Here is an 18,225-nt window from a genome sequence, read left to right as displayed (position 1 = left end):
AAATGGGTTTTAATAATCTATAACAAAGAACAATAAGAGTTACTCAATATTTTCAATAGTGAGCAAACTCACATTGGCGTATGATGAAGTACCTAGCCTAAAGCCAACGGATTTTTTATGCCAAGCCTATTTATTACCATGCTCGGTGGTCGTCATGTACGTGCAAATATTGAGGTTCATGATGTTGTTTTAACGGTAGGTGAAACATTGGAAGAAACTTATGATCAATTACGTGATGCATGGTTTGGTGAACAAAATGGCTTACATATTGATGCATGGGCAAAAATAAATGGTGTAGAGCATTTAGGAAAATCTTACAAAATTCAATTTAGCCAAGCACATCCAAAACTAACCGATCCAAAATTATGGTTAATTAACTTAGGTGGATACGATGAAAAAGAGTTTGGTGAGCTTCATCGTTATGTTTTAGTTGTGGCGAAAAATGCAGGAGAGGCAAAGCAAAGGGGGAAATCTCACTTTGCACAGCATTGGCAGAAAAAACATACAGACCGTATTTTAGATGTAGATGATTGTATTGCCATTGATCATGTTCATGGGCGCTATATTCAGCTTGTGGAAGGGGCTTTTAACGCAAATATTTGGCAAAATGATTATTTAATGGTGAATTCTGAATCACTCTGATAGGTAAAAAATATTAGAAAATATTTCAAGTTGTACATAAGATTTTGAATCTTAGCTTATCCTTTGTTATTGTAAATTTCTGCTTATAAATAACAAAGCATGCACATGGTAGGAATTATAAAAAATGGATTTGATTCAATCGAATGGACAGCCTCGATATGGTCGCTTTTTAGAACTACCATCAAGCATAGATGTGAGTAAATATGATTATAAAACGCCTTACGGAAAGTCCTTAACTGGGTGGAGAAAGCATTTAAAGTATAAAAAATTTAAATTTTGCTCCATTCAGCATGAACATTATAGTCTTGGTGTTGCTGTAGTAGATATTGGCTGGGCAGGGCATGGTTTTTTTTATATTTATGATCATGTATTAGATGATGTTCTAGAGTGGAATGCAATTACACCATTTGCTCGAAATACTCGAGTTGATGAGCAACCCTTATTTAATCACAGCCATTTTACAAATAGCCCGTATCAAATTGAAATGCAGCATGCAAATGGTGCACGTTATATTACGGTTATAAAGCATGGCGAAATATTATTGAGTATGAGAACTTTCTGTGCGGGTACAACTCCTTTAAGTTTATGTAGTCCAAATGGAATTAATGGTTGGACATATACACAAAAATTGACAACTTTGGGTTGTGAAGGTTTTTTTATTAATAAAAAAGGTCAAACGATTCAATTTAATGAGCGAACTTTTGCGGCTTTAGATGATACATGTGGTTTTTTAAGACCAGAAACGGCATGGTTTTGGTTGTCGTGTAATTTTTGGGATAATCAAAATCATCGTATAGGAATTAATTTAGCTTCTGGTGTAAATGAAAGCTTTGGTAATGAAAATAGCTTATGGGTAAATGGTAAGTTATATGCCTTGTCGGATGTTTTATTTCAGCAAATTTCAGATACGCAATGGGCTATTCAATCACTAGATGAGTCTTTAAATTTGACTGTCACAACAGGGTGGCGTCGTTATGAGAATTTAAATTTAAGATTAGTTGGAAGCCAATTTAGTCAGTGGCAAGCAAAAATAAGTGGAACAATTTTACAAGATGATCAAGAGATTGTTTTGAGTAGTGAATATGGATTGCTCGAACAGCATTACGCAAAGTGGTGATCGCATTGTAAATTTAAGTGAGTAAAAAAGGCTTCCTAAGAAGCCTTTTTTATTACCATAAGATTTTTAAATGAGTCTATTTATTAAAGCGACTCATTTGTTCTAAAGCACTTTGTAAATATTGACCATTAAACTGCTGACCTTTGATTGGTTTATTTGACTTATTTAAGAAATCATATTGACCAACAGCACCCACCTCTAGAATGTCTTTTTCAGTAATGACTGCGTAGCGGCTATAACTTGAGGAAAGAATCCAATCACGTTTTATCTCTGTACCCATGAGGTCTTCACCAGTCGAATAATCTTTGATGTTATTGGTGACACCTAAATAGTTTTTCATTAATGTTGGTACAACATCATGATGACTAGTAAACATTTTTGAATCTAATTTTGTGAGTTCAGAGTCATTGATTTTAGGACCAATTATGGCAAAAGGTACTTTAACTTGAGGGTCTGTAAAGTTGCCGTTATGCCCCCAGAAGTTTTCCATATTGTCATTTACCTCTTGACCATGGTCACCTGTAATAATAACAAGAGTATTATCTTCTTCACCTGAAGCTTTAATTTTATCAAGTACTTGTTTAATTAAGCTATCTACATAATGTACGCTTGTTTTATAGCGATTCATCATGAGTGAGCGATCTGTATCATTGCTTAATTTAAGATAATTGACTTCTTCAAGCATAGGCTTAAATTGATGAGGATAATCTTTAGGGAAAGCATATCCATGTGGCGAATCGTAAAATAAGAATGAGAAAGTTGGTTTGTTTTTATTACGATTGTCGAACCATGTTAACCAGTCTTGAGTTAAGCCAACATCTAAACCATCTGGCGAACTTCCAACTGAACTAATACGTAAGTTGGGAACTTTCGCGAAAATAGTTCTGTCAAACTCAGGATTGGTAAGTTTAGCCGCAGCAAAAATACCTAATTGGTAATCCATTGCTTGTAAGCGATCCATGAATACTGGGGTTTTACGATTTGATAAAACACTTTGCCAATATGTACCTGGAATACCGTAGAACAAACCAAAAATACCTGTACGTGTCGCATTACCAGAGGAAATATGGTTGTTTAAAATTTTCCCTTTCTGTGCATATGCCCACATATTTGGACTGGTTTCAGCATTGAAGGTATCTGCGCGCCAAGAATCCACAACAATAAAAACAATGTTGATAGGTTTACTTACAGTTTGGGCTTGAATAGGTTGTAATGGATAATTTAAATCACTATTACTGTTGATTGTCATTTCTTGTTGTTTTTTGATTGCTTCTTCATCAATCCAACCCATTTTACGCATTGTTGCCGTTGAAGAAGATGGCTGGAATAGTGGTAAATATTTTTTGGTCATGGTCACAGGTTGATAGACATTTGCAGCAGCCCAAACGTGAATACCGTGAGAAATTAATAGCGTGATAAAAGTGACCCAAACAAACTTTTTACCTAGCCTCCATTGTGGGAGAGGGATTTTATTTTCTAGCTTAACCATAAGAACATATTGCAAAGCCCATAACGCTAATATGCCAAAAATGGTCATAAACCATGTCGATAACGGGAAGCTTACAACCTGCCCAGACATCACTAATTCAAGCATCACCATACTGATATGAAAGCGATATTGAGAGAAAACAATCGTATCTATAAATAAGACAATCAGCGTAAATGCACTTATTCCTGAAATGATCAAACGACGTGGAATATTCGGTAAGAGTAAAAAGGGAATAAGAGTTAGACCAACTAAAGCGGTCATTGTTGCCATGTGGGAAATAATACTTGAGGCTAAAAAGCTAAAGCCTAAAATATCTGTAGGAATTTCTGGCATGACTGAAAAGTATCTGCAAGAAATTAACATCGCAATAATGGCATTTATTGCAATAAAGTATCCGTAGCTATGTAGTTTTGTTTTAAAAGGCATAAACAGCACGCTTTAATATAAATTAGGTGGGTTAAGCTAGAAGCTCAACTTTTAAAGGGGTATATCATAAACTTAAAATATCAGTTATTGAATAAAAACTATTCGTTAGGTTGTTGTAAATGGATGGCTAATTCAATATTACAAAGCTTTGATGAGAATAATAGATATAAAAAGCGGTCATAAAGACCGCCTAACAATTATATTTGTTTAAGTTTTGGAAAACGTAAAATAATGGATAAGAGTGCAAAGATGGCAAGTACCCAACAGTAATAAATACTGCCTATAAGTTCTACTGGAGAAATTTGGGCAATTGAGCAAGCCAATAAAAGCTGTGCTCCATAAGGAATTAAGCCTTGAGTAATGCAAGAAAAAATATCAAGTAAAGCTGCGGCACGTTTCGGATCTACATTGTATTCTTTAGCTATTTCTCTAGTCATATTACCAGACAGGATAATGGCAACAGTATTGTTAGCTACAAATAAGTTAGAGCAAACAACAAGAAGACTAATTCCAATTTCACCAGCACGCTGTTTACCAACATTAAATAGTCGAGTGATTTTATAAATACGTTGAATAAGCCATTCTAAACCACCTTCTTTTTGCATAATGGCAGATAAACCACCTAAAAACATTGAAAGTAAAGCGACTTCAAACATGCCCACGAAGCCACCATAAATGGCATTATTGAACTGTAAAAAGTCAAAATTGGATGAATTAGCTAAGCCAATAATGCCAGATAAAATGACCCCAATAGTTAATACTGCCAATACATGTAATCGTGTAAAAGCTAAAACAAAAACAGTGATATAAGGTAAAACGAGCCACAGATCATAAGTTTTATAATGAATGTCTTGTGCGCTATGACTTAACATTACATAAATAAAAATAGTAATGATTGCAGCAGGAACAGCAATCCAAACATTGACTCTGAATTTATCTCTAAGTTGAACTTTCAGGCTATTTGTTGCAGCAATGGTTGTATCCGAAATCATTGATAAGTTATCGCCAAACATAGAACCACCAACAACTGCACCAATAGCTAAAACAGGTGCGATCTCTGTTGCTTGAGAGAAACCAAAGGCAATAGGTGCACAGGCTGCAATAGTTCCCATAGATGTACCCATTGCTGTCGCAATAAATGCAGAAATTAGAAACAGCATTGGTAGTACAAATGAAGGAGGAATAATAGATAAACCCAGTTGTACAGTTGCATCTACGCTACCAATAGCACTACTTGTACTTGCAAATGCACCAGCAAGCATAAACACCATAAACATGAGAATTAAATTTGGATGGCTTGCACCTTTTAAAAATTCTTCAATGCCGACATTAAGCTTATCTCGATACAATAAAACTGCCACAATAATTGCAGGAATAGCCGCTACAGGCGCTTTAATTTGATAAAAAGCGAGCTCTGTGCCAATGATTGAGTGATAAATCCCACTGCCTAAAAATAGCGATAAAAAAACAATAAGAGGGAGTAGTGCGATGGCACGAGCATGCACTTTTGTAGAGTGGTGGGAGGTCATAGGAGATAAAAAAAATAAGAATGTGTTTAGTATAATGCAGGTTTTGCTATTTCAGTAATTTTTAAATGTAAATGCTAAGCAATTTATTTTTATCAATATTTTAAAATAAATCTAAGTTTATCTAAAATATTGGAAAATTTAGAAAAGCTAAAAATAGGCATCTTTGATCATTGTGTAAAAAAACGAAATATTGGTAAATATATCTTTCGGATTGTTCTGATCAAGAAGATTTGCAAATGGAATATCAAAAGCAAGAATTGAGAGCTATTCATTGAGTAAAAAATAGCGTTACAATGCATTGTCTTGTATTTCTACAAAAGCAACTCCTCAGTTTTAAATAATTCAAGGAAAGTACAACCCTATGTCACGTTTAGCCACTCGATTTGCACAGCTTAAATCTCAACAGCGTAAGGCTTTAGTTTCGTATGTCATGGCAGGTGACCCTCAACCGCAAGTAACCGTTCCGTTATTGCATAATATGGTTGAAGCAGGGGTAGATGTGATTGAACTCGGTCTTCCATTTTCAGACCCTATGGCAGATGGTCCCGTTATTGCTCTTGCGGCAGAACGCGCATTGGCAGGTGGAACAAATACCTTAGATGCTTTGAATATGGTAAAAGAGTTTCGTCAAAAAGATACAGAAACACCTGTTGTGTTAATGGGATATTTGAATCCTGTTGAAGTAATTGGTTATGAAAAGTTTGTGTCTTATGCCAGTGAATGTGGTGTAGATGGTGTTCTACTTGTGGATTTACCGCCAGAAGAAGCACACGATTTAGATGTTGTTTTGAAAAAATTTGATATGGATCAAATTTTCTTATTAGCACCGACATCTACAGATCAACGTATTAAACACGTTGTGAAACAGGCAAGTGGTTTTATCTACTATGTATCTTTGAAAGGGGTGACAGGTGCTGCAACATTAGATGTTTCTGAAGCAGCTGCTCGTATCCAGAAAATTAAAGCTGAAACAAATATTCCAGTTGGTGTTGGTTTTGGTATTAGCGATGCTACCTCTGCAAAAGCAATGGGTGGTGTGGCAGATGCTGTAATCGTTGGAAGTGCTTTTGTAAAACAGTTTGCGAACTTAACACCAGAACAAGCCGCTATAGAAACGGTTAATAAAGTTAAGGAGCTTCGAGCTGCGCTCGATGAGTTAGTATGAGTCAAGAAGTGAAAACAGGGAAGATTCTTAGCCCTACTACGCCGTGGACAGATCGTGCTGTTCCAAGTATTCATGTTCCAGATGAACAGCAAGTCTATAAATCTACATTTACAGAACCCACCATTGAGTGTTCTGAATGTCATGCTTTGGTGACACGTACAGCTATGTCTTTCAATGCTTATGTTTGTCCACAGTGTGATGAACATTTACGTATGAAAGCGCGTGAACGTTTAACGTGGTTCTTTGATCAAGTAAATAGCGAACTAGGTCAAGAATTTAAAGCAAAAGATCCACTGAAATTTGTTGACAGTAAACCTTATCCAGATCGTATGTCTGAAGCTCAAGCTAAAACAGGTGAAACAGAAGCACTTGTTGTAATGCAAGGTTCTTTGAAAAATGTACCTATGATTGCATGTGCTTTTGAATTCGACTTTATGGGCGGTTCAATGGGTACTGTTGTAGGCGATCGTTTTGTACAAGCTGCTGAACGTGCAATTGCTACAAAACAACCGTTAATCTGCTTTGCTGCTTCAGGCGGTGCGCGTATGCAAGAAGGCATGTTGTCTCTTATGCAAATGGCGCGTACATCTGCTGCAATTCAACGCATGAAAGAAGCAGGTTTGCCATATATCGTAGTGTTAACACACCCTGTATATGGTGGTGTAACAGCATCATTGGCAATGCTAGGTGATGTTCATCTTGCTGAACCAAAAGCGATGATTGGTTTTGCTGGTAAACGTGTTATTGAACAAACTGTACGTGAAAAATTGGAAGAACCATTCCAACGTGCTGAATATTTACTTGATCATGGTGTAGTCGATCAAATTGTTCATCGTCATGCATTACGTGATACTGTATATCGCATTGTGACGAAATTGATGAATTTGCCTTGAACACAGCACCACTTGCAACAGACTCTTTAAACACATGGCTCGATTATTGGAGCCATGTTCACGTTACGGGGATTGATTTAGGTTTAGAACGTGTTATCCCTGTTGCTGAAAAGCTTGGTGTTACACGCCCCAATGCAAAAGTTTTTACTGTCGCAGGTACAAATGGTAAAGGCTCAACAACAACAACTTTGGCGGCAATTTTAAAAGCACAAGGTTACAATGTTGGGCTATACCAATCTCCACATATCTATCGATTTAATGAACGTGTAAAACTTTCTGGTTTAGAAGTGGATGATCAAACCTTAGTTAATGCTTTTGTGAAAGTTGATGTTGCACGTCGTGAATGTAATCTTTCGCTTTCTTTCTTTGAGGCTACAACACTCGCCGCATTTGTGATTTTTAAAGATCAACAATGTGATGCTTGGGTACTAGAAGTGGGGTTAGGTGGGCGTTTAGATGTTGTAAATGTTGTTGACCCCAATGTCGCAGTTATCACTAATATTGGTTTAGATCATACCGATTGGTTAGGCGATACCGTTGAAAAAATTGCTTTTGAAAAAGCAGGAATTATTCGTCCGAATATTCCAGTTGTTTTTGGTGGTTTACAAAACATTCCACAGGCAATATTAGATAAAGTAAATGAATGCAATGCCAATTTGTCTGCAGTGAATCGTGATTATTTTTATCGCTTTGCTGAAAATGGACAATCTTGGTTTTTTGCATCTTCAGGTACAACATTGCAGTTACCTACAGGGCGTTTAGCTTTAGAAAATATATCAACAGCGGTTGCTGCAATTTTAGTGAGTGGTTTGAAAATTTCACAAAATGCAATCGCTCAAGGTATTACAGATGCTCAGTTACAAGGGCGTTTTGAAATTAGAGAAATTGCAGGAAAAACTGTGATTTTTGATGCAGGACACAATCCGCATGGCGTTGAATTCTTATTAAAACAATTAAAAAACTATTTAAATTACAATAAACAATTTACAGAAGTTGTCAGTGTTTTTTCAATGTTGACAGATAAAGACATAAATTCTGTTGCACAGTTGTTGAAAGATACTGTATTAATGTGGAAAATTGCACCATTAATAGTGCCTCGTGCAGCAGAAATATATCAACTGGATGAAGCACTCGTAGGACAAAATGTAGAACACTTTGAAAGTGTTAAGTTGGCGTTTCAATCAGCTATTAATGAATCAAAGAATAATCAGCTGATCTTAGTGTGTGGTTCATTTCACACATTAGAAGCCGTATGGGAGTATTTGGAAGAATGTCAATGAATAACAAACAGCGCTGGATGGGCGGTGTTGTTTTATTAGGTGGCGGTGTTTTGTTGGCAGCCTTGCTTCTTAAGGGTAAAGAAGAAATACATCAAAATAATGTGAATGCGCCCCAACAAATTGAGCTTGCTCAACAACACGATAAAAATACTGAAGGTGAAATGGTTCAACTTCAGCCTTTAACTGTGGATGTTGAAACAGAAAAACGCTTGCTTGAAGAACAAAAGCGTTCGCGTGAAAAAACGGTGGCTGAGCAAGAAGCACGAGCAGCTGAATTCCTAGCAACACAGCAACAAGCAGAAGCAGAAGCTGCCCGTAAAGCAGCAGAAGAGTATGCGGCAATGAATGCACGTCGTACAGGTGCAAACCAAAGCTCTGATAATATTCCACCAGAACTAATTGAAGATGAAAAAGCCAAACAAAAGCGCTTGGCTGAAGAAAAGTTGGCAGCACAAAAAAAGTTAGATCAGCAGAAGGCAACCCAGTTAAAAGCTGAGCAAGAAAAGCAAGATGCTGAAAAACAGAAAAAAATTGAATTAGCACGTGAAGCTGAAGCAAAGAAAAAAGCTGAAGCTGAAGCAAAACAAAAAGCCAATGAAAAGCTGAAAGCCGAAGAAAAGCGTAAAGCGGAAGAAAAGAAAAAGGCAGATGAAAAACGTCAGGCAGATGCTAAGAAAAAAGCTGAAGCTGAAAAAGCACGTGATTTACTTGAAAATGGTGATAAACAATGGATGGTACAAGTTGCGCTTGCTGTAAATGAGGCAAATGCAGATGCGGTTTCTGCAAAACTTCGAGCAAAAGGCTATAAAGTAACAAAGAGTCCAACATCCAAAGGGATTCGTATTATGGTTGGGCCATCGAAAGATCGTGAAACAGCCGACTCTACACGTAAGAAGATTGCAGCAGATGCAAGTTTAGGCATGAAGTCTGCTTGGGTGATTGATTGGGTACCTTTGGATAAACGTAACTAATTCAATACATCAGCGTGCATTAATTAAGATGGGTTCGATAGTTGTTGTCGAATCCATTTTATATTTTCAGGGCTAAATATTTTTTCAATATTGACCCAAATAGGATGAAAACCATATCCGCCATATTTCATCTCTCTTAAGGCTTCTTTTGTTGTCCAGTTTTCAAAAACAATGCGATACATTGCAATAGATGCCCCCGTGCGATCTGAACCGTGATAGCAATGAATTAATAAATTTTGGTCTTTTTCTTGAGCTTTTTGAATTACTTGCATTACTTTTAATATGTCTTCACGATTCATTGACCATGTGTTTATTGGAATTTGAACCAATGTTAAATTTTGGTTTTTTAATACTTTAGCATCTTCATTTCGAGTTCTTAAGTTAATGATAACCTGAATATTATGTTTTTGAAGGTCTGTAATTAATGTGGTATTGGGTTGCTCACTTCTATAGATATGGTTGCTAATTTGATAAAAATTATTTGCCTGATTAATTTGCATTCCCCACGTTGTTGGCCGTGAACTAGTAGCAAGAGTTGAGCTTGTAATACATCCAGAGAGTGATACATTTAAAATGAGATAAGCAAGAAGATGTGTAGTTTTCATATTTATATTAATAGTCGTGAATAGGATTAAAAATAATTTAAAAAGTGACTAAAAGAGTCTAGCTGAAAAATAAGGAATAAAAAAACCTGTGATCATACAGGTTTTAAAAATCTTAGAAACTAGGCTCGTCAAAGGAAGTTTCTAAGATAAAGTTTTAGTTATTATTCAGGTTGGGCTGTTAAGCGTAAATAGGGTTTTATTGCGGTATAGCCTTTAGGAAACCGCTGTTGAATTTCAGTTTCATCTTTTAATGAGGGTACAATAACAACATCATCACCTTGTTGCCAGTTTGCGGGTGTTGCCACTTTATGGTAGTCGGTCAGTTGTAAAGAATCAACCACACGTAAGATTTCATTAAAATTACGACCCGTTGAAGCAGGGTAAGTAATAATTAAACGTACTTTCTTATTTGGATCAATAATGACTAAAGAGCGTACTGTTAGTGTTTCACTTGCATTAGGATGAATGAAATCATAAAGCGTAGAAACCTTGCGGTCTTGGTCGGCAATAATTGGAAAGTTTACAGTGGTATTCTGAGTTTCATTAATATCTTGAATCCAACCATAATGTGATTCAACAGAATCTACTGATAAAGCAATGGCTTTTACATCACGTTTTGAAAACTCATCTTTGAGTTTTGCTGTAAAACCAAGCTCTGTTGTGCAAACGGGTGTGTAATCGGCAGGATGAGAGAATAAAATCCCCCAACTATCGCCTAAAAAGTCATAAAAGTTAATTTGCCCTAAGCTAGAATCTTGTGTGAAATTCGGTGCGATATCGCCTAAACGTAAACTCATTTTGTCCTCGGTATATTTAATGTTTTATTCGTTGAAAAATAATATGGATGAATTCTTTAGCAAAATAAAATATATTTTTGTGTGTTGTTTATCTTTTTATTGAATATATAAGTCCATCTATAAATAAAAAACAACCGATAAAATCAAGACTTATCTATATATAGAAAGATTAAAATTTGATACATTATTTCCCCTTAGGTTTCAGTGTTTAGCAAAGAGAAGATTATTTTTATATTGGTTTTGTGCAAAACCCTTGTACTTCAAATTTCTAGCACCATAATAACGACTAAGAAAAACTTATTTTGATAAGCAAGATTTAGAGAGTCTATTCATGTTGGCAAGTCTAATCGGAGGAATCTTCGGTACTAAAAATGAGCGCGAACTTAAACGCATGCGCAAAATTGTTGAAAAAGTTAATGCGCTCGAGCCGACGATATCAGCTTTAAGTGATGCGGACTTATCTGCAAAAACCGAAGAATTTAAACAACGTTATAATAAAGGTGAAAGTTTAGATAAGCTTTTACCAGAAGCATTTGCAGTTTGCCGTGAAGCGGCAAAACGTATTATGGGGATGCGTCATTATGATGTTCAGATTGTAGGTGGTATTACACTTCATGAAGGTAAAATTGCAGAAATGCGTACCGGTGAAGGTAAAACACTTATGGGGACGCTTGCCTGCTATTTAAATGCAATTAGTGGTCAAGGTGTTCATGTAATTACTGTGAATGATTACTTGGCACAACGTGATGCTGAGTTAAACCGTCCATTATTTGAATTCTTGGGTTTAAGCATTGGTGTAATTTACTCAATGCAAGATCCAATGGAAAAATCTGAAGCATATAAAGCAGATATTACCTACGGGACAAATAACGAATTTGGTTTCGATTACCTACGTGACAACATGGTGTTTTCTTTAGGTGAAAAGAAACAGCGTGGTTTAATTTATGCAATTATCGATGAAGTTGACTCAATCTTAATTGATGAAGCGCGTACTCCTCTGATCATTTCGGGTCAAAGTGAAGACTCTTCACAGCTTTATGCGGCTATTAATGCGATTCCACCTAAGTTACATGCACAAAAAGAAGAAAAAGTTGCAGATGGTGGTCATTTCTGGATTGATGAAAAACAACGTTCAGTTGAAATGACTGAAATTGGTTTTGAAACAGTAGAAAGTGAACTTATTGCAATGGGCTTGTTGGCAGAAGGCGAGAGCTTGTATTCTTCTGCAAACTTAAATCTTGTACACCATGTCACTGCTGCAATTCGCGCACATTATTTATATCAACGTAATGTTCACTATATTATTAATGATGGTGAAGTTATTATTGTTGATGAAAATACAGGTCGTACTATGCCGGGCCGTCGTTGGTCTGAAGGTTTACACCAAGCAGTAGAAGCGAAAGAAAGTTTGGAAATTCAACCTGAAAACCAAACTTTAGCAACAACAACATTCCAAAACTATTTCCGTTTATATAAAAAATTATCTGGTATGACAGGTACAGCAGATACAGAAGCTGCGGAAATGAAAGAAATTTATGGTTTAGATGTTGTGCTTATTCCTACGCATCGTCCAATGGTTCGTAAGGATGAAAACGATTTAATTTATTTAAACCGTAATGGTAAATATTCTGCAATTATTCAAGAGATTCAACGTGTTCACGAAGCGGGCGTTGCACCAATTTTGATTGGTACAGCAACTATTGAAGCATCTGAAATTTTATCTGATAAGTTGCGCGAAGCAGGTGTTGCACACGAAGTACTTAATGCAAAACAACATGAGCGTGAAGCAGATATTATTGCGCAAGCAGGTGCTCCGCGTGCAGTAACAATTGCAACAAATATGGCAGGTCGTGGTACGGATATTCTTTTGGGCGGTAATTGGAAAGCACTACTTGCCAAAATTGAAAATCCGACAGCTGAAGATGAAGCTCGTTTAAAAGCAGAATGGGAAAAAAGCCATGATGCTGTACTTGCATCGGGTGGTTTACATATTATTGGTTCAGAACGCCATGAATCTCGTCGTATTGATAACCAATTGCGTGGTCGTGCAGGTCGTCAAGGTGACCCAGGTGTTTCTCGATTCTATTTATCTCTTGAAGATGACTTGATGCGTATTTTCGCAGGTGACCGTATTGTCGGCATGATGCGTGCAATGGGTCTTAAAGAAGATGAAGCAATTGAACATAAAATGGTTTCTCGTTCTATTGAAAATGCTCAACGCAAAGTAGAGGCACGTAACTTCGATATTCGTAAAAACTTATTGAAATACGATGATGTAAATAATGAGCAACGTAAAATTATTTACTCACAGCGTGATGAAATTTTAGCTGAAAGCACACTTCAAGAATATGTTGAAGAAATGCATCAAGAAGTTGTGAAAGGTTTAATTGCAAACTATATTCCACCTGAGTCTATTCATGATCAGTGGGATATTCCAGGTTTGGAAGTTGCATTACGTGAAGATTTTGGTGTTGAATTGGAAGTTTCTCGTTGGCTTGAAGAAGATCGTCGTTTAGATGAAGAAGCTTTAGTTGAACGTATTTACGATGAAATTTTACAACGCTACCGTAGCCGTCGTGAGCAAATGGGTGATGAATCTGCTGCAATGCTTGAACGCCACTTTATGTTGGGTTCATTAGATCGTCATTGGAAAGATCATTTGGCTGCAATGGATTATTTACGTCAAGGTATTCACTTACGTGGATATGCGCAAAAAAATCCTGAACAAGAATACAAAAAAGAAGCATTTAACTTATTTGTAAATATGTTGGGTATTATTAAATCTGATGTTGTAATGGACTTGTCTAGAGTTCATGTGCCAACAGCTGAGGAGTTAGCAGCTTTGGAAGCACAGCAACAAGCGCAAGCTGAAGCAATGAAATTAAACCTTTCTCATTCTGATGTGGCTGAGTTTGATTTCACGGCATTAGAAACTGAAACAGCTCCTGTTGAAAGTCAAGAGGTAGTTGCGCCTGCAAGTCGTAATGCCCCATGCCCATGTGGTTCAGGCATGAAGTACAAGCAGTGTCACGGTAAAATTTAGTTTTTATTCAGCCTAAGTGAAAAAAAGCAGAACAAATTGTTCTGCTTTTTTTCTTATGTATCACATGAAATTAAATGAGTAATCTCGATTAGTAATTGATGTTCTGCTCATTAAGTGATATTTAATGGCAGATTAAATTTAGATATTGGGTGTCCAGTGAAAAAAGTATTAAAAACATTAATGATTGCTTTATTAGCAGCTCCAGCACTTTCATTTGCAAATACGACACAACAGATAACACAAGCGCAAGTTGTAAATGGAAAAGTGATGGTGGTGAGTCCCCGTACTGGAATTCAATATAGTGTAGATAATCCAAATGAACGACCTGTATTAATTCAAACAGAAGCTATTGCACCTGCAACATTTGCAACCGTAGATCGAATTGTGGCGTCAAATCCTGCTTTATCTGAAGAAAGTCAAAAAAATGCGAAAAAGGCTTTATTGGCTGCGCAATAATTCCAAATACTAAAAATTTAAAACCAGCTTTTGTGCTGGTTTTTTTTATTGATAGAAAACAGAATAAAGTTACATTCTACAGGTACTTTTGCTCGATTTTTCGATAAATTTCTACTAAGCTGTGGTTTTCTATATAAAACTAAATTGGAAGTTTTAAAATGGCTGTAGGTGACGTATCTATGCCGCAAATGCATGCGGTGAAAGGTGTAAAAATTGGTTCGGCTGAAGCATATGTGCGTTACCAGAACCGACGTGACCTTGTTATTTTTGAATTTGCAGAAGGTTCAAATATTGCAGGTGTTTTTACACAAAATGCATTTTGTGCAGCACCTGTTCATATTTCTAAAGCGCATCTTAAAATTACCAACCCTCGTTACCTTGTTATTAATACAGGAAATGCCAATGCGGGTACAGGTAAAACAGGTATGGCGAATGCTGAAAAAACGTGTGCTAAGTTAGCAGAACTTACAGGTGTGTCTGCATCTGAAGTACTGCCATTTTCTACTGGTGTTATTGGTGAGCAGCTTCCAATCGATCGATTGGTAAATGGTTTGCAACCTGCTCTAGATAGTTTGAATGAAAATTCTTGGTTAGATGCTGCAACAGGCATTATGACTACAGATACAACACCTAAAGGCGCATCTGAGCAGTTTGAGCTTGATGGTGTGACTTATACCATGACAGGTATTTCAAAAGGTGCGGGTATGATTCGCCCGAATATGGCAACTATGTTGAGCTATGTCGCAACAGATGCACCTATTAGTCGTGAATTGGTACAGCAACTTTTAAATGAAACAGTTAATGTTTCTTTCAACCGTATTACTGTAGATGGCGATACCTCAACAAATGACTCATGTATTTTTGTTGCAACAGGTCAAGCAGGTGGTGCGGAAATTACATCAGCTACAGATACTCGTTATGCAATAGTTCTTGAAGTACTTACACGTGTCATGAAGCGTTTAGCACAGCTGATTGTACGTGATGGCGAGGGTGCAACTAAATTTATTACTGTTGCCGTTGAAGGTGGTGAAAATACCCAAGAATGTTGTGATATTGCATATAGCATTGCTCATTCACCACTTGTTAAAACTGCAATTTTCGCATCAGATCCAAACTGGGGGCGTATTTTAGCTGCAATTGGTTATGCTGGTGTACCAAATTTAAATGTTGAAAAAATTCAAGTTTGGTTAGATGATGTACAAATCTGTAAAGATGGCGGGGCTGCTGAAGACTATACGGAAGAGGCGGGTGCACGTGTTATGTCTCAGACAGAAATGACGATTCGAGTTGACTTAGGTCGGGGGCAAGAGAAAGATACGGTATATACCTGTGACTTATCTTATGACTATGTCAAAATTAATGCGGATTATCGTTCATAAAACTTAATTTTAAAAAGCCTCCGTTGTGAGGCTTTTTTATAAGCATTACTTTTTACTTACTGGTCAAAAAATAAAAATTGACTAGATGTTAGGATCGCTTACTTCGTGTAAGCCATAAGGATAGAGAAGACGTTGTTATGAATAATGCGACCAACTTAATTGCCAATGATGCTAAATCTATTGTGCAGGCGCATTTAGATCGCTTAGGTGAATCTAAAGATTCTTATTTAACAGATGATGTTAAACAAGAAAAATTTGCCCAAATAAAAGCAGAGTTAGAAAAGCAAAATGCGGTATTGGTTGCGCATTATTACTGTGATCCTGAAGTACAAGAATTAGCAGAGCTTACAGGGGGGTGTGTTTCAGACTCATTGGAAATGGCACGTTTTGGTCGAGATCATCCTGCAAAAACATTAGTAGTTGCAGGGGTTAAATTTATGGGAGAGACATCTAAAATTTTATCTCCTGAAAAAACAGTACTTATGCCAACACTTGAAGCAACATGCTCTCTAGATTTGGGCTGTCCAGTAGATGAGTTCACTAAATTTTGCGATGAACACCCTGATTATACGGTTGTGGTATATGCGAATACTTCTGCTGCTGTAAAAGCGCGAGCCGATTGGGTTGTTACATCAAGTTGTGCGGTAGAGATTATTGAACATTTAGATAGTTTGGGTGAAAAGATTATTTGGGCGCCAGATCAGCATTTAGGACGATATATTCAAAAGAAAACAGGCGCTGATATGTTGCTGTGGGATGGTTCATGCATTGTACATGAAGAATTTCGAGCACGTGGTATCGAACAGATGAAAGCTTTGTACCCAGATGCTGCTGTTTTGGTGCACCCTGAGTCGCCTGAGTCTGTTATTGATATAGCAGATGCTGTAGGAAGTACATCTCAGCTTATTAAGGCAGCAGAGACACTGCCGCATGAAAGATTGATTGTTGCAACTGACCGTGGGATTTTCTACAAAATGCAACAAGCAGTTCCAAATAAGATACTTATTGAAGCGCCAACAGCAGGAGAGGGGGCAACTTGTCGCTCTTGTGCACATTGTCCATGGATGGCAATGAATGAATTAGATGGAATTTTAGAAGTATTACAAAAAAAGCATCAAGAAATCTTTGTTGATTCTGCTTTAGCAATACGTGCAAAACTACCTTTAGATCGAATGTTGAGCTTTAGTGCAGCATTAAAAGCTCAAAATTGATTGAAAAATATCTAAAATGCTTGATAAATAAACGGTTGAAGCATTTTTTTGAATTTTTTTAAATATAGGTGTTGACGTTGCAGAGCGTCACGCCTAGAATGCACACCGTACCGAACGACATGTTCGATACAAGCTGAGATGAATCGGAGCATAGCACAGCCTGGTAGTGCACCTGGTTTGGGACCAGGGGGTCGTAGGTTCGAATCCTACTGCTCCGACCAATTCTTCAAGGCAAAGAAGCTTGATATTTTATATCAGCGGTAATGCGCCTGTAGCTCAGTTGGATAGAGCATCCGCCTTCTAAGCGGATGGTCACAGGTTCGAATCCTGTCAGGCGCGCCATTTGGTTCGTTTGATTGTAGAATCTGAAAGCTTGTTGTAATGGTGATTGTAGCTCAGTTGGTAGAGCCCCGGATTGTGATTCCGGTTGTCGAGGGTTCGAGCCCCTTCATTCACCCCAATTCGGAGCATAGCACAGCCTGGTAGTGCACCTGGTTTGGGACCAGGGGGTCGTAGGTTCGAATCCTACTGCTCCGACCAACTTTAAGTTGGTCGAAATAAAAGATACCGCATTAAGCGGTTTTTTTATGCCTGAAATTTGACAAGATATAAAGCGTTCGAAAAAGAGTCTACTTCAATACTTCAATACTTCAATACTTCAATACTTCAATACTTCAATACTTCAATACTTCAATACTTCAATACTTCAATACTTCAATACTTCAATACTTCAATACTTCAATACTTCAATACTTCAATACTATGGTGCCTGGGTTGTGTTGATTGGTTCTTGGTAATGATGTTATCAGTCATCTATTTAATAATATTGGTCGTAATTATTGGGCTCGAATGAGTATCAAGTTCTAATTTGATTTAAATCTAAACAAAAAAGCAGGGAATAACCTGCTTTTTTTTGTTGCTTTGTTTTTTAAAATTATTAAAAACAATGATTTATGGTTGTTTTGGGGTGGTTTTATATTTATTTTTTAAATGATTAAAATAAATAAGTTATATAAAACAGGTATTTATTATTTTTAAAGATTATTAAGTGACCATACAAAATAAAAGTTTTGAAAAAGGTGTTGCAAGGGGAGCGAAATGCTGTAGAATGCACATCCATCGGCGGTGATGAAGATTAAAACTTCTGATAAAACAGCAACTTAGCACGAAGTGTTGAGATTAGGTTTTAGAAAGAAAGTTTAAAATAATTTGAATTACTTGT

General features: G+C 36.8%; 14 protein-coding genes and 4 tRNA genes. 14 read left to right on the top strand and 4 right to left on the bottom strand.

The genetic code is table 11. The features are described from left to right. Positions 1-117: 117 nt before the first annotated feature. Positions 118-642, top strand: a complete 525-nt coding sequence (locus AC5YC8_RS10050) for a DUF1543 domain-containing protein (protein ID WP_496164414.1) — start codon at positions 118-120, stop codon at positions 640-642. Positions 643-766: 124 nt separating this feature from the next. Then, the gene (locus AC5YC8_RS10045; protein ID WP_496164413.1) at positions 767-1,759 is read left to right on the top strand and encodes a DUF2804 domain-containing protein; all 993 of its coding nucleotides are present in this window, start codon (positions 767-769) and stop codon (positions 1,757-1,759) included. Between the two features lie 76 nt (positions 1,760-1,835). Here AC5YC8_RS10045 and AC5YC8_RS10040 read toward each other — a convergent pair whose 3' ends face one another. Both AC5YC8_RS10040 and AC5YC8_RS10035 read right to left on the bottom strand, forming a co-directional pair. Further along, the gene (locus AC5YC8_RS10040; protein WP_496164412.1) at positions 1,836-3,674 is read right to left on the bottom strand and encodes a DUF3413 domain-containing protein; all 1,839 of its coding nucleotides are present in this window, start codon (positions 3,672-3,674) and stop codon (positions 1,836-1,838) included. Between the two features lie 197 nt (positions 3,675-3,871). Then, positions 3,872-5,203 carry a Na+/H+ antiporter NhaC family protein gene (locus tag AC5YC8_RS10035; protein ID WP_496164411.1) on the bottom strand — a complete coding sequence of 444 codons (1,332 nt, stop codon included), beginning with the start codon at positions 5,201-5,203 and terminating at the stop codon, positions 3,872-3,874. Positions 5,204-5,564: 361 nt separating this feature from the next. Here AC5YC8_RS10035 and trpA point away from each other — a divergent pair, with 361 nt between their 5' ends. The 4 genes from trpA to AC5YC8_RS10015 are packed head-to-tail and all read left to right on the top strand — an operon-like array spanning position 5,565 to position 9,512. Next, positions 5,565-6,368, top strand: a complete 804-nt coding sequence (gene trpA / locus AC5YC8_RS10030) for a tryptophan synthase subunit alpha (protein ID WP_496119957.1) — start codon at positions 5,565-5,567, stop codon at positions 6,366-6,368. Continuing rightward, positions 6,365-7,261, top strand: coding sequence for an acetyl-CoA carboxylase, carboxyltransferase subunit beta (gene accD, locus AC5YC8_RS10025; RefSeq protein WP_496164410.1), 897 nt, complete (start codon positions 6,365-6,367; stop codon positions 7,259-7,261). Before trpA ends, accD begins: the two co-directional genes overlap by 4 nt. Then, complete coding sequence (gene folC / locus AC5YC8_RS10020; RefSeq protein WP_496164409.1) at positions 7,258-8,541, top strand: bifunctional tetrahydrofolate synthase/dihydrofolate synthase; 1,284 nt, start codon at positions 7,258-7,260, stop codon at positions 8,539-8,541. Before accD ends, folC begins: the two co-directional genes overlap by 4 nt. Next, a complete protein-coding gene (locus AC5YC8_RS10015; protein ID WP_496164408.1) occupies positions 8,538-9,512 on the top strand; it encodes an SPOR domain-containing protein in 975 nt (324 codons plus the stop codon). The genes folC and AC5YC8_RS10015 overlap by 4 nt, the downstream gene beginning before the upstream one ends. A gap of 23 nt (positions 9,513-9,535) precedes the next feature. Here AC5YC8_RS10015 and AC5YC8_RS10010 read toward each other — a convergent pair whose 3' ends face one another. Continuing rightward, entirely contained in the window at positions 9,536-10,117 is a 582-nt protein-coding gene (locus AC5YC8_RS10010) for a dual specificity protein phosphatase family protein (RefSeq protein WP_496164407.1), read from the bottom strand. A 161-nt stretch (positions 10,118-10,278) separates the two neighbouring features. Continuing rightward, positions 10,279-10,914: a peroxiredoxin gene (locus AC5YC8_RS10005; protein WP_496164406.1), complete on the bottom strand. Its 636-nt coding sequence runs from the start codon at positions 10,912-10,914 to the stop codon at positions 10,279-10,281. Between the two features lie 331 nt (positions 10,915-11,245). Between AC5YC8_RS10005 and secA the strand changes: the two genes are divergently transcribed. The 8 genes from secA (at position 11,246) to AC5YC8_RS09965 (ending at position 17,543) form a co-directional block, all read left to right on the top strand. Then, complete coding sequence (gene secA, locus AC5YC8_RS10000; protein WP_496164405.1) at positions 11,246-13,957, top strand: preprotein translocase subunit SecA; 2,712 nt, start codon at positions 11,246-11,248, stop codon at positions 13,955-13,957. Positions 13,958-14,113: 156 nt separating this feature from the next. Then, the gene (locus AC5YC8_RS09995) at positions 14,114-14,413 is read left to right on the top strand and encodes a hypothetical protein (protein WP_496164404.1); all 300 of its coding nucleotides are present in this window, start codon (positions 14,114-14,116) and stop codon (positions 14,411-14,413) included. 158 nt (positions 14,414-14,571) lie between these two features. Next, positions 14,572-15,792, top strand: coding sequence for a bifunctional glutamate N-acetyltransferase/amino-acid acetyltransferase ArgJ (argJ, locus tag AC5YC8_RS09990; protein WP_496164403.1), 1,221 nt, complete (start codon positions 14,572-14,574; stop codon positions 15,790-15,792). Between the two features lie 137 nt (positions 15,793-15,929). Further along, positions 15,930-17,003, top strand: coding sequence for a quinolinate synthase NadA (gene nadA, locus AC5YC8_RS09985; RefSeq protein ID WP_496164402.1), 1,074 nt, complete (start codon positions 15,930-15,932; stop codon positions 17,001-17,003). Positions 17,004-17,147: 144 nt separating this feature from the next. Further along, a tRNA-Pro gene (locus AC5YC8_RS09980) sits at positions 17,148-17,224 on the top strand. Between the two features lie 44 nt (positions 17,225-17,268). Continuing rightward, positions 17,269-17,345 (top strand) — tRNA-Arg (locus tag AC5YC8_RS09975). A 42-nt stretch (positions 17,346-17,387) separates the two neighbouring features. Then, positions 17,388-17,463: transfer RNA gene (locus AC5YC8_RS09970), tRNA-His, on the top strand. 3 nt (positions 17,464-17,466) lie between these two features. Continuing rightward, positions 17,467-17,543: transfer RNA gene (locus AC5YC8_RS09965), tRNA-Pro, on the top strand. Positions 17,544-18,225 lie beyond the last annotated feature (682 nt).

This window comes from Acinetobacter sp. FY731, assembly GCF_059515905.1.
Note: the sequence above shows the minus strand (reverse complement) of the source record. Positions and strands in the feature narration are given on the sequence as shown.

Bases quoted from the DNA above. Each gene is read 5' to 3' on its own strand.
- AC5YC8_RS10035 (WP_496164411.1), bottom strand. From the start codon at position 5,203: ATGACCTCCCACCACTCTACAAAAGTGCATGCTCGTGCCATCGCACTA.
- AC5YC8_RS10010 (WP_496164407.1), bottom strand. From the start codon at position 10,117: ATGAAAACTACACATCTTCTTGCTTATCTCATTTTAAATGTATCACTC.
- trpA (WP_496119957.1), top strand. From the start codon at position 5,565: ATGTCACGTTTAGCCACTCGATTTGCACAGCTTAAATCTCAACAGCGT.
- AC5YC8_RS10015 (WP_496164408.1), top strand. From the start codon at position 8,538: ATGAATAACAAACAGCGCTGGATGGGCGGTGTTGTTTTATTAGGTGGC.
- secA (WP_496164405.1), top strand. From the start codon at position 11,246: ATGTTGGCAAGTCTAATCGGAGGAATCTTCGGTACTAAAAATGAGCGC.
- accD (WP_496164410.1), top strand. From the start codon at position 6,365: ATGAGTCAAGAAGTGAAAACAGGGAAGATTCTTAGCCCTACTACGCCG.
- AC5YC8_RS10045 (WP_496164413.1), top strand. From the start codon at position 767: ATGGATTTGATTCAATCGAATGGACAGCCTCGATATGGTCGCTTTTTA.
- AC5YC8_RS10005 (WP_496164406.1), bottom strand. From the start codon at position 10,914: ATGAGTTTACGTTTAGGCGATATCGCACCGAATTTCACACAAGATTCT.
- nadA (WP_496164402.1), top strand. From the start codon at position 15,930: ATGAATAATGCGACCAACTTAATTGCCAATGATGCTAAATCTATTGTG.
- argJ (WP_496164403.1), top strand. From the start codon at position 14,572: ATGGCTGTAGGTGACGTATCTATGCCGCAAATGCATGCGGTGAAAGGT.
- AC5YC8_RS10040 (WP_496164412.1), bottom strand. From the start codon at position 3,674: ATGCCTTTTAAAACAAAACTACATAGCTACGGATACTTTATTGCAATA.
- AC5YC8_RS10050 (WP_496164414.1), top strand. From the start codon at position 118: ATGCCAAGCCTATTTATTACCATGCTCGGTGGTCGTCATGTACGTGCA.